This window comes from Ruminococcus sp. OA3, from assembly GCF_022440845.1.
Classification (GTDB): domain Bacteria; phylum Bacillota; class Clostridia; order Lachnospirales; family Lachnospiraceae; genus Ruminococcus_G.
Genome location: NZ_JAKNTO010000001.1, coordinates 653,687 through 665,446, shown reverse-complemented (window position 1 = coordinate 665,446; position 11,760 = coordinate 653,687). Strand labels below are relative to the sequence as shown.

The window sequence follows — 11,760 nt, the reverse complement described above, 5'->3', positions numbered from 1 at the left end:
ACAAAAATGACTGCCCCAATCAGTTTGTACTGATGGGCAGTCATTTTTTTTAAAACAAAATACCAAGATGTTCAAAAAGAATCTTTAAACCTAACAATATTAAAATAATCCCGCCTGCAAGCTCAGCTTTTGATTTATACTTTGTGCCAAATAAGCTGCCAACTTTAACTCCGATCATAGATATACAAAAGGTAATAATTCCTATAAATGAAACGGCAGCTGTAATATTGACTTGTAAAAAGGCAAAGGTTATTCCGACGGCCAAAGCATCTATGCTTGTCGCAATTGCTAATATCAGCATATCTTTAAATTCCAGTGAAGGATCAGCACATTCCTCATCCTTTGTCACCGCCTCTTTGATCATACTGATACCGATCAGGGATAATAAAACGAAAGCTATCCAATGATCAAATGCAGTTATGTAATCTTTAAATTGGATACCAAGAAAATAACCGAACAGAGGCATTAATGCCTGAAAACCTCCAAACCAGAGGCCCACCAGTATACAATTTTTCAATTTAACCTGACGTAAAGCCAGGCCCTTACAGACGGATACTGCAAATGCATCCATAGAAAGTCCAACTGCTAATGTAAATAGTGTCCAAATACTCATTTTTTTCTCCTTCTTTGCCTTCAATATAAAACGAGACACATAGACAATAACTTTTTGTAAGCTATTGTCTATGAGTCTCGTTATTTCATGTAATACCGGATTTTCATCAGTATGTCGATATTACCACGGGTGTTATGCCGCCAACTACTCCCTCATAGAGTTTTTCATCAGTAATAATGAATATACTAAAAAAACGACTTAATGTCAAGAGCCATAGGAAAAGAAAATACCAATTGTCTCCAAAACTTTTTCTGGGTTTTCCATATGTGGCATTTGACATGTTTTTGGAATCAACTCCGATTCAATAGAAGAGTTCAGGGAGGTATAAAGAGCAATAGTTTCCTGTATTCCTTCCTTTTTTTCTCCTGATAAGATGAATATGCTGTTATTAATTTCTTTTAACGCATGTGCAATATTGCAGTAGACATATCTTCCGGACATACTTGATTGCAGGTATTTCCCGTCTCCGTTTCCTTTGTGTGCGGCTTCATAATATGTGTCAACTGATAAGTGATCCGCATGAAAGGGATTAAACAAATATTGCTCCGTAAAAAGCAATTCAATATTGGGTCTGCAGACTAGAATATGATACACTAGTGTTCCAAGTATTGGAATCTCAAGTAAAAACTTAGCAACTTTAGATTGTTTGGTTGGAGACTGATTTAATACGGCAAGATCTTCGGGACTAATTAACATTAATTTTTCAAAAACATTGTCATCATTCAGACATGCCATAATGGTGAATGACGCTGAGAGTCCAGTGGAGATAACGTTAGTTTTTTGACGTATCACATTCTTAACAAAATCGGTGATTAATTGAACATATAAAAAGTTGGTGTAAGTTATTTTTGGTTTATCAGAACGTCCACATCCTAATAAATCCAAAGTGTAAACGGTATAATGTTTTTCCAACGCAGCCACTAGTTTTTTCCATTCATAGTTGCTGCTGCTTGGGTGCAAATCATGTATCAAAAGAAGTGGTTTTCCTTCTCCTGATTTCGTATAATAAATATTACCGAAACGCCATTTATAGAAATTGTCTTCTTTGGCAGGCAAAAGGTTTTTTATAACTGCAGATGCAGAAATAACCCGGTTAATGACATGCATTACTACGGTAGACATTGTTATCAAAATACTGGTCGTCAGTAATTTTTTCTTGTATTTCTTCATGTTTTACCTCCATGTTGCATTTACTGCGGCTTTAATCAGGGATAGGTGTAAGCTTCTTTCAACCTTTCTCCTGTTGTATCAAATTTAAAACCTATTTATATTATAAGCGATTAAGGGAAAAGATACAATGAATTTTTATCTTTATTCCCCAAAACAATGAATCGAGAAATATGGCTGATCAACATAATTGTTTCACGTGAAACATTTTCCAATATTGTAAAAACTGTGTTAAAAGTGTTTCACGTGAAACATTTGTATAGAAAACCTACTGTATTAATGGTATAATTATCACAGTGACAATATGTTTATTGTCAATACAGAAAGGAGAAAACATTGAGTAGAGCTATAGCAATTGCAAATCAAAAAGGCGGCGTTGGAAAATCTACTACAGCAATCAACCTTTCTGCATGTCTGGCGGAGATGAATAAGAAAGTGCTGACTATCGACATTGATCCTCAGGGTAATACAACGAGTGGGCTTGGTGTGGATAAAAATCAGGTTGAAAATACAGTTTATGAACTTTTATTAGGTGAATGTGAATTGGAAGACTGTATGATATCATTGGAATATGGAAATCTTACATTGATACCATCCAATGTTAATCTTGCCGGTGCAGAAATTGAGCTTATTGGGGTAGATGACAAGGAATACATTTTAAAAAATGAAATTCAAAAAATTAAGGATGATTATGATTTTGTTATCATTGATTGCCCGCCGTCATTGAATATGTTGACTATCAATGCGATGACAACTGCAAATACAGTGCTGGTTCCTATACAATGTGAATATTATGCTTTGGAAGGATTATCCCAATTAATACACACCATTGAGTTAGTGCAGGAACGTCTAAATCCACAATTAGAAATTGAGGGTGTTGTATTTACTATGTATGATGCCAGAACAAATCTGTCACTGCAGGTAGTGGAAAATGTGAAGAATAATCTCCAGCAGACTATTTATAAAACTATAATACCCAGAAATGTAAGATTGGCTGAGGCGCCTAGTTATGGTATGCCGATTAATTATTACGATGGAAAATCAGCCGGAGCAGAGAGTTATCGTCTGTTGGCTGAAGAAGTAATACACAGGGAGGATGACGAATGGCCGTAAAGAAAAGTGGACTGGGAAAGGGATTAGATTCGTTAATTCCATCTTCATCTACCAGGAACAATTCAAAAACTGCTAATACAGCTAATGGTGAAGCAGAACCAAAAATTATTGAAAAAATAGTGGAAAAGCCAATTGAAATAAAATTAAAAATAAATGAAGTGGAACCAAACAGGGAACAGCCAAGAAAAGCCTTTGACGAGGATGCCCTTTTGGAACTCGCTGATTCTATCAAACAGTTTGGAATTTTGCAGCCGTTACTGGTTCAGAAAAAAGGAAAGTATTATGAAATTATAGCAGGGGAAAGAAGATGGCGCGCGGCGAAAATGGCGGGGCTTAAAGAAGTACCAGTCGTAATTAAAGAATTTAATGATCAGGAGATTGTGGAAATATCATTAATTGAAAATATTCAGCGGGAGAATTTGAATCCAATAGAAGAGGCAATTGCCTATAAACGGCTGATGACTGAATTTTCATTAAAACAGGACGAAATCGCCGACCGTGTATCAAAAAGTCGTACAGCAGTGACAAATTCAATGCGTCTTCTAAAGTTGGATGAACGTGTACAGCAAATGGTAATTGATGAAATGCTGTCTACAGGTCATGCCAGGTCACTTTTGAGTCTGGAGGAGGCGGAAATGCAGTATTCCGTAGCTATGAAGATTTTTGATGAAAAGCTGAGTGTAAGAGAAACTGAGAAATTGGTAAAAAGTCTTTTGAATCCCAAAAGACAAAAGAAAAAAGAAGTAGATTCAGCATCTGATGTGATTTATCAGAATCTGGAGGAAAAGATAAAATCTATTGTTGGGACAAAAGTTCAGATTCAAAGAAAAAGTGACAATAAGGGAAAAATTGAAATTGAGTATTACTCGGAAGCAGAATTGGAACGTCTGATCGAGTTGTTTGAGTCAATAAGATAAGGGAGTATAAATACATATGAGTAATTTTTTTGAAAACATTGGAATTGATCAGGGAATTATGATTTTAATTTTAATTGTTCTTGTATTGATTTTGATGTTAATGACATTGAATCTTTCCCTGGGGCTGCACCGTCTGAAAAGAAAATACATGATTTTTATGAAAGGGAAGGACGCTCAGTCACTGGAGCGACAGTTTATTAATAAGTTTCGTGAAATTGACAGATTATCTACATTGACAGATGTACAGATGAATGATTTTAAGGTGTTGAAGTCTGATTTTGAAAAAACATTGACTAAATATGGTATTGTAAAATACGATGCATTTGATGACGTTGGAGGCAAACTAAGTTTTGTGTTATCCATGTTGGACCAGAATAATACGGGGTTTGTGTTGAACGCAATTCATAGCAGGGAAAACTGTTTTCTCTATATTAAAGAGATTGTAAAAGGGGAATCTTATATTATGCTCAGTGAGGAAGAGGTTGAAGCTCTAAGGAGAGCAGTTACATATGGAAGTGACACTGTTAATTAATTATGTAAACTAATTATGTAAAATAATATTTAAAAATCTCATGATTCGATACTTGAAAAAAGGTTGATACTATTATAAGATAAGGAAAGCATTCAGTAAATAGGAGGACGTTATGTTAGACATAAGATTTGTCAGAGAAAATCCGGATATCGTAAAGCAGAATATTAAAAATAAATTTCAGGATCATAAAGTGTCGCTGGTAGATGAGGTCATTGTACTAGATCAGGAAAACAGGAATATTAAGCAGGAAGTGGAATCACTCAGGGCAGAAAAGAATAAGATTTCTAAGAAGATCGGTATGCTGATGGCACAGGGAAAAAAAGATGAAGCCGAGGAAGTGAAGATTTCTGTGGAAGCCTCAGGAGCCAGAATCGAGGCATTGAGTGCACAGGAACGGGAAGTAGAAGAAAAAATCAAAAAAATCATGATGATGATCCCGAATATGATTGATCCTTCTGTACCGATCGGAAAAGATGACAGTGAGAATGTTGAGGTTCAAAGATATGGGGAACCTGTGGTACCGGATTTTGAAATTCCTTACCATGCAGAAATTATGGAAAGGTTTGATGGTCTGGATCTGGACAGTGCCCGCAAGGTGGCTGGAAATGGATTTTATTACCTGATGGGGGATATCGCACGCCTGCACTCCGCTGTTATCTCTTATGCAAGAGATTTTATGATCAACAGAGGATTTACGTACTGTGTGCCGCCGTTTATGATCAGAAGCGATGTCGTGACAGGTGTTATGAGCTTCGCTGAGATGGATTCCATGATGTATAAGATTGAGGGAGAGGATTTATATCTGATCGGTACGAGTGAACATTCCATGATTGGAAAATTTATTGATACGATCGTTCAGGAAGAGGATCTTCCTCAGACATTGACCAGTTATTCACCGTGCTTCAGAAAAGAAAAGGGTGCACATGGAATTGAAGAGCGCGGTGTTTACAGGATTCATCAGTTTGAAAAACAGGAAATGATCGTTGTCTGCAAACCAGAGGAAAGCAAAGAGTGGTTTGATAAATTGTGGCAGAATACCGTTGATTTGTTCCGCTCTCTGGATATTCCGGTGAGGACTTTAGAGTGCTGCTCCGGGGATCTGGCAGATCTGAAGGTGAAGTCTGTAGATGTGGAAGCGTGGTCTCCAAGACAGAAAAAATATTTTGAGGTGGGAAGCTGCTCAAATCTGGGAGATGCTCAGGCCAGGAGACTGAAAATCCGTGTAAATGGAAAAGATGGAAAGTATTTTGCACATACATTGAATAATACGGTGGTTGCTCCACCCCGTATGCTGATTGCATTTCTTGAAAACAACCTGAATGCGGACGGGACTGTCAGAATACCGGAAGCACTGCGTCCTTATGTTGGGGGAATGGAAGTTATTGAACCAAAGAAAAAATAATAATAAAAAGAAAAATAATATAGAAAGGGGGTGCCCTTATGCATAGCTATTTAAAAGCAATCGGGTTTTCTGAAGTTGGCAGTAAAAAAGAGCTTAATAAAATTCTGGATATGGTCATCTCAAACTACGATGAGAAAATGGTGGTGGAGCATGACGGTAATCATCTCTTTGCTGAAATGTCCAAGTCATTTGGATATGACTGTGGTATTACGGTTTGTGGAGAGTATGACGAGAACAATGAATTCCAGATGGAGTATTATTATCCTTACTTTCATGGCACAGATGTTTCGACAAAGGAAGGCGTCATTATTGAAAAACATGCCGGTAAAGAATCATTTGCCGGGGCATGCGATGATGTGCGGATCGGGGTCACCCTGATTTTTTATCTGTTGAATGCAGGTGAATATCTGAATGAAAAAGAGAAAGGGTTCTTAGCCGGTGGAGATACAACCGTAACACTTTCCGGTCTTGCTATAGAAGGGAAAATTCTGCTCCCTGTAAAGAAAGACCGTCAGCAGGTTGAAGAAGATAAGAAAACGATGACAAACAGGAATCACCTGATCGCTGCTGCGAGAAATGGGGATGAGGAAGCCATGGAAAGCCTGACGATGGAGGACATTGATACGTATACCATGATTTCACGCCGCATTCAGCAGGAGGATGTATTTACCATTGTGGATTCCTACTTCATGCCATACGGAGTTGAATGTGATCAGTATAACGTGATGGGTGATATCGTTGATTTTGTGGAATCCACGAATGTACTTACAAAGGAAAAAATGTATCAGATCAGCTTGAACTGTAATGATATCAAGTTTGATGTATGCATTAACCAGAAGGATCTGTTGGGAGAGCCGGAGATAGGCCGCAGGTTTAAGGCGGTTATCTGGCTTCAGGGATTTTTGAATTTTTAAGAGGTTAATATGAGGATAAAGCGTGTTTTTTTGATTGTGCTGGACAGCTTTGGAATCGGAGAGATGCCGGACGCGGCAGATTATAAGGATGTGGGCAGTAATACTTTAGGTACCATTGCTGCCTCCGAAGTGTATCATACACCGAATATGAAGAAACTGGGACTTTATAATATAGAAGGAGTATCCTGCTGTGAGAGTGAAAATTCTCCGGCAGGAGCTTTTGCGCGTATGAAGGAAGCTTCCAGAGGGAAAGATACTACGATTGGACACTGGGAAATTGCCGGTATTATATCAGAACAGGCGATGCCAACGTATCCGGAAGGGTTTCCTGAGGATGTGCTGAACACATTTGAGAAAGAAACCGGACGAGGGGTGCTGTGCAACCGGCCGTATTCTGGAACGGAGGTTATCAAGGACTACGGCGAAGAACATTTAAAGAGTGGAAAACTTATCGTATACACCTCTGCGGACAGTGTTTTCCAAATTGCTGCTCATGAGGATATCATACCGGTCAAAACGCTTTACGAGTATTGCCGGATCGCGAGAGAAATTCTGCAGGGTGAACACGGAGTGGGAAGAGTGATTGCCAGGCCGTTTATTGGAAAAGCACCTGATTTTCAAAGAACAAAGAATCGCCATGATTTCTCTCTGATTCCTCCTTCGAATACAATGCTGGATTATATTAAAAATGCCGGGATGTCGGTGATCGCAGTCGGAAAAATCAACGATATTTTTGCCGGTAAGGGAATTACAAAAACTTCTTCGATACAGAATAATGATGATGGCATGAGGCAGACAGAAGAAATCGCAGAAACAGATTTTCAGGGACTTTGCTTTGTAAATTTAGTAGACTTTGATATGTTGTACGGGCACCGCAATGATATCGATGGTTACGCAAAAGCAGTGACCAGATTTGACAGCTGGCTGGGAGGATTTCTTAATAAGATGAGAGATGAAGATGTGCTGATAATCACCGGGGATCATGGCTGTGATCCCGGAACTCCCAGTACGGATCACTCAAGAGAGTATACACCACTTCTTGTATATGGAAAAGCTGTCAGGGAAAACTGCGATCTGGGAACGAGAAACAGTTTCTCAGACATTGCAGCGACAGTGCTTGAGATGTTAGGAATTCCCGGAAAAACAGGAGGAACAGGTTTTTTTAACGAGATAAAAAGATAAAACAGGAGGATGACATGAAAGAGTTGGATTTGTTGCATTATGTGGATCACACACAGTTGAAAGCGTTTGCATTGTGGACGGATATTGAAAAGTTATGTGAGGAAGCGGTTAAATACCAGACGGCAAGCGTCTGTATCCCGCCGTGCTATATTGCGCGTGTCCATGAGAAATATGGGGACCAGATCAATATTTGTACGGTTGTGGGTTTTCCGCTTGGGTATTCCGTGACAGAGGCAAAAGTGGCAGAGACAAAACAGGCATTGGAGGACGGTGCCAGTGAGATTGATATGGTCATCAACATTACGGATGTGAAAAACGGTGATTATAATAAGGTGGAAAAAGAAATTTCTGCTATGAAAAAAGTGGTGGGAGATAAAATTCTGAAGGTTATCATAGAAACATGTTACCTGACACAGGACGAGAAAATAGCAATGTGTAAGGCTGTGACGAATGCAGGCGCCGATTATATTAAGACATCTACGGGGTTTGGAACAGGTGGAGCTACTATTGAAGATGTGGAATTGTTTAAGCAGCATATTGGTCCTGATGTGAAGATCAAGGCGGCGGGCGGAGTTCGCACGGTCGATGACCTCCGGGCGTTTATCGACGCCGGCTGCAGCCGTGTGGGAACCAGCTCTGCGGTGAAGCTTGTCACGGAGAGCCTGTAGGATAAGGATCGTGTATCGGAGGATTTATTTTCCTCTGTGATACATAAGAAACGGTATATGGTCAATAATATGGATAAATAGTTTTCGGAGGTTAGTCATGAAGAAATATTTATTTATTACCATATTGACCGGTATGATGCTTTTTCTGTTTGGATGTGAGAAAAAAGATGACAGCAAACTGGAATCCTACCTCACGGAAGAAAAGGGATACATGGATCTGATGATGGAAAATATGGACAATGTGGAAGACACCGGCAACGCGTCTCTCGACTTTCTGTACGGCATGATTCCGCACCACGAGGCCGCGATTGATATGTCCAGGAGTTACCTCAAGCATGCAGGGGATAAAGCCAGATTCAGCGAGATGGCGAATGATATCATCAGCGCACAGGACCAGGAAATTGATCAGATGAACGATATGATAAAAAGAATTGAAAAATCGGGCCAGACAGATTTTGATCAGGAACAGGATTACCTGAAGAAATACAATAAAATGATGCTGGAACATCACGAAGGTCATAACGATACGAATGCGGGCGATCTGGACACGGCTTTTGCCATGGGAATGTCCATGCACCATCAGATGGCAATTGATATGGCGGAGGCGATCGTGTACAACACAGGAGACGAGGAAGTCATAGAGTTTGCCAACAATATTATTTCTCTGCAGAAACAGGAGATGGCCGACATGCAGAAGTTTCTGGATGGTGAGGGACATGCACATTGAGCGGTCATTATAAAAAATAAAAAATTTAATTAATTGTTGAAACAGGCAGCGTAAAATAGTATAATGATATAGCAGCTGATTGGTTGCTATATCATTTTTATCTGTCGCTATAGCTCAGCTGGATAGAGCGACCGCCTCCTAAGCGGTAGGCCGGAGGTTCAAATCCTCTTAGCGACGTTTAAAAGACGCCGAAAACTTTGAAAAAGGTTTTCGGCGTCTTTTGTTTTCCAGAGAACACAGTTTTTTGGAAAAAAGTGCACTAAATCTAATAATTAGTGCACTAAATATTAGTTAAAATATGAATAATGTTTACAAACAAAAAAGCCAATGTTAATATAAATTATACAAAACAAAAGCGATATCGCGAGCGAAAATGTACAGAATAACATATGAAAAAGAATGATGAGAAAGGAAAGAATATGAAAAAAAGAATATTTGCATTATTGATGGCGGGAGTCATGGTTTTGTCGATGGCAGCATGCGGCGGCGGATCAAAAGAGGAGTCTCAGTCTGCGGAAAATGGAAGCACTGATGAAGGTGCATCAGAAGGAGCCGACAAAGCAGCAGGGGAAGAAAGTTCTTCAGGTGATACGATTAAAGTAGGAATGTCTTTCAATGCACTGATGAACGACGTATTTGTCAAAACCGATGAATACACAAAACAGTTCGGATCAGAGAGCAATCCGAAAGTTGAATTTATTGTTACCTCTGCAGATAACGATGTCAGCAAACAGATCTCAGATGTAAAGGATTTGATCAGTCAGAAGGTGGATGTGATGTGTATCTGTCCGGAGGATGTGGCAGCCACGGATACAATGATCAAAGAATGTCAGGATGCCGGAATTCCGGTGATGATTCAAAACAGACCGTATAACCCGGATGGGCAGTATAAACCGGATACCTTCGTGGGTGTTGACGCAGAAGACCAGGGGTTTGCTTCTGTAAAATCTGTATTTGACCAGATGATTGAGGAGGGAGAAACAGAGTTGAATCTGGTTATCTGCAGTGGTTCCACTTCGGATCAGAATTCTGTTGACCGCATCAATGGTGTGAAGCGGGCGGTTGATGAATATGCGGACAAAGGTGCCAAAATTGTCACAGACCTGGACACTGACTGGGATCCGGACTGGCTGGAATCAAATCTGCCGAGTACGATGAGAGCGAACCCGGATGCAAACTGTATCTACATCGCGTCTGACTTCCTTCTTCCGGCGGCAAAAGCCGCTCTTCAGTCTACAAATCAGTGGATCAAAAACGGAGAAGAGGGACATATCTGGTTTGCCGCAACGGATGTATATAAGGAAGGACTGGATGCAATCAGTGAGGGATATGTTGATGCGGATTCACTGATGGATATTGTGAGTATGTCCCAGACGATCGTGGATCAGTGTATCGCGCTGGCAAAGGGTGAAAAAGTGGAAGAGACTTACGTAAAAGGACCAGTATATACGCGTGAAAACTATCAGGACGAAGAGCTGACGAAACTGCTCTGGAGCTGATCATCAGGAACAAAAGGATTGTGAGGAAATAATATGAGTAGTCAGACGGCTAAAACGGCTAAACCGGTTCATAATTGGATGCAGACAGTATTGTCGGATAGAAAGAAAGCCCTTGATATGGCAACAGCAGCAGCGGCATTGATCTTTGTGATTATACTTTCTGCAGCAGTACCAAATTTTTTAAGTCTGAATAATATTATTAATGTTTTGGAACAGCTCACGACCGTTGGTATGTTATGTTTGGGAATGACGTTTATCTTAATCATCGGGGGCATTGATTTATCAATGCCCGCCGTACTGATGGCGGCGACAATACCGGGGGCGTTGTTCATGTCAAAGACAGGAAATGTAGTTATCGGTATCCTCATCATTTTTGGCGTCGGCGCGGTATTTGGGATGATCAATGGTGTGGCGGTCGCAAAAGCCAGGATGATTCCATTTATCGTAACGCTGTCTACACAGATCATTGCCAATGGTTTTGCTGTTATGATAACAAATTCAAAAAGTGTTTTCGGACTTCCGGATGTATTTCTGTTTCTTGGAATTAAGATAGGCATTGTACCCATCTCGATTCCAATCTTCTTTATCGTGGCGGTTATCAGTCACATGATTCTTAAGAAAACAAAGTATGGAAGAATTTTTTATATGATTGGTCAGAATGAGGAAACAGCCCGGGTATCCGGTATCAGAACAGATCGGTATATCTTCTGCACATATATGATAGCAGGCATCTATGCCTGTATGGCAGGAATTCTGCTTGCGGCGCGTACAAATATGGCAGGGGCCACAATGGTCGGAAATACCATGCTGACCGATACGATCAGTGCTGCAGTCATTGGGGGTGCAAGTTTATCCGGCGGAAAAGGCAATATACTGGGATCTGTATTGGGGGCACTGTTTATCACAGTGATCAGTAACTTTATTAATTTGATGGGATATACATATTATGTTGGATTGATCATCAAGGGTGTTCTGATTGTGATTATCATTGCATTAGACTGTTTAAGAAACAGAGATTGAGAGGGA

Annotated in this window: 12 protein-coding genes and 1 tRNA gene; 11 read left to right on the top strand and 2 right to left on the bottom strand. The window is 40.0% G+C overall.

Translation table 11 applies throughout. From position 1 onward, the window contains the following. Nucleotides 1-49: 49 nt before the first annotated feature. Together MCG98_RS03090 and MCG98_RS03085 are read right to left on the bottom strand one after the other, a co-directional pair. Nucleotides 50-613: a manganese efflux pump MntP family protein gene (locus MCG98_RS03090; protein WP_240289002.1), complete on the bottom strand. Its 564-nt coding sequence runs from the start codon at nucleotides 611-613 to the stop codon at nucleotides 50-52. A gap of 204 nt (nucleotides 614-817) precedes the next feature. Continuing rightward, complete coding sequence (locus tag MCG98_RS03085; RefSeq protein ID WP_240300388.1) at nucleotides 818-1,783, bottom strand: alpha/beta fold hydrolase; 966 nt, start codon at nucleotides 1,781-1,783, stop codon at nucleotides 818-820. Between the two features lie 333 nt (nucleotides 1,784-2,116). Between MCG98_RS03085 and MCG98_RS03080 the strand changes: the two genes are divergently transcribed. The 11 genes from MCG98_RS03080 (at nucleotide 2,117) to MCG98_RS03030 (ending at nucleotide 11,754) form a co-directional block, all read left to right on the top strand. Continuing rightward, nucleotides 2,117-2,893 carry an AAA family ATPase gene (locus tag MCG98_RS03080; protein ID WP_240300387.1) on the top strand — a complete coding sequence of 259 codons (777 nt, stop codon included), beginning with the start codon at nucleotides 2,117-2,119 and terminating at the stop codon, nucleotides 2,891-2,893. Next, on the top strand, nucleotides 2,884-3,810 hold the full coding sequence (locus MCG98_RS03075) for a ParB/RepB/Spo0J family partition protein (protein WP_240300386.1): 927 nt from the start codon (nucleotides 2,884-2,886) through the stop codon (nucleotides 3,808-3,810). Before MCG98_RS03080 ends, MCG98_RS03075 begins: the two co-directional genes overlap by 10 nt. A gap of 16 nt (nucleotides 3,811-3,826) precedes the next feature. Next, nucleotides 3,827-4,342, top strand: coding sequence for a DUF4446 family protein (locus MCG98_RS03070; RefSeq protein WP_240300385.1), 516 nt, complete (start codon nucleotides 3,827-3,829; stop codon nucleotides 4,340-4,342). Between the two features lie 112 nt (nucleotides 4,343-4,454). Beyond that, nucleotides 4,455-5,744 carry a serine--tRNA ligase gene (gene serS, locus MCG98_RS03065; RefSeq protein WP_240300384.1) on the top strand — a complete coding sequence of 430 codons (1,290 nt, stop codon included), beginning with the start codon at nucleotides 4,455-4,457 and terminating at the stop codon, nucleotides 5,742-5,744. A 38-nt stretch (nucleotides 5,745-5,782) separates the two neighbouring features. Next, nucleotides 5,783-6,658 carry a DUF3881 family protein gene (locus tag MCG98_RS03060; RefSeq protein ID WP_240300383.1) on the top strand — a complete coding sequence of 292 codons (876 nt, stop codon included), beginning with the start codon at nucleotides 5,783-5,785 and terminating at the stop codon, nucleotides 6,656-6,658. Nucleotides 6,659-6,667: 9 nt separating this feature from the next. Further along, nucleotides 6,668-7,840 (top strand): phosphopentomutase, encoded by a 1,173-nt coding sequence (locus MCG98_RS03055; RefSeq protein ID WP_240300382.1) that lies wholly within the window; start codon nucleotides 6,668-6,670, stop codon nucleotides 7,838-7,840. A 14-nt stretch (nucleotides 7,841-7,854) separates the two neighbouring features. Then, nucleotides 7,855-8,508: a deoxyribose-phosphate aldolase gene (gene deoC / locus MCG98_RS03050; protein WP_240300381.1), complete on the top strand. Its 654-nt coding sequence runs from the start codon at nucleotides 7,855-7,857 to the stop codon at nucleotides 8,506-8,508. Between the two features lie 97 nt (nucleotides 8,509-8,605). Further along, entirely contained in the window at nucleotides 8,606-9,235 is a 630-nt protein-coding gene (locus tag MCG98_RS03045) for a DUF305 domain-containing protein (RefSeq protein WP_240300380.1), read from the top strand. Between the two features lie 103 nt (nucleotides 9,236-9,338). Continuing rightward, a tRNA-Arg gene (locus tag MCG98_RS03040) sits at nucleotides 9,339-9,412 on the top strand. A 242-nt stretch (nucleotides 9,413-9,654) separates the two neighbouring features. Next, entirely contained in the window at nucleotides 9,655-10,734 is a 1,080-nt protein-coding gene (locus tag MCG98_RS03035) for a sugar ABC transporter substrate-binding protein (protein ID WP_240300379.1), read from the top strand. A gap of 33 nt (nucleotides 10,735-10,767) precedes the next feature. Further along, nucleotides 10,768-11,754 carry an ABC transporter permease gene (locus MCG98_RS03030; protein WP_240300378.1) on the top strand — a complete coding sequence of 329 codons (987 nt, stop codon included), beginning with the start codon at nucleotides 10,768-10,770 and terminating at the stop codon, nucleotides 11,752-11,754. The last annotated feature ends 6 nt before the right edge of the window (nucleotides 11,755-11,760 follow it).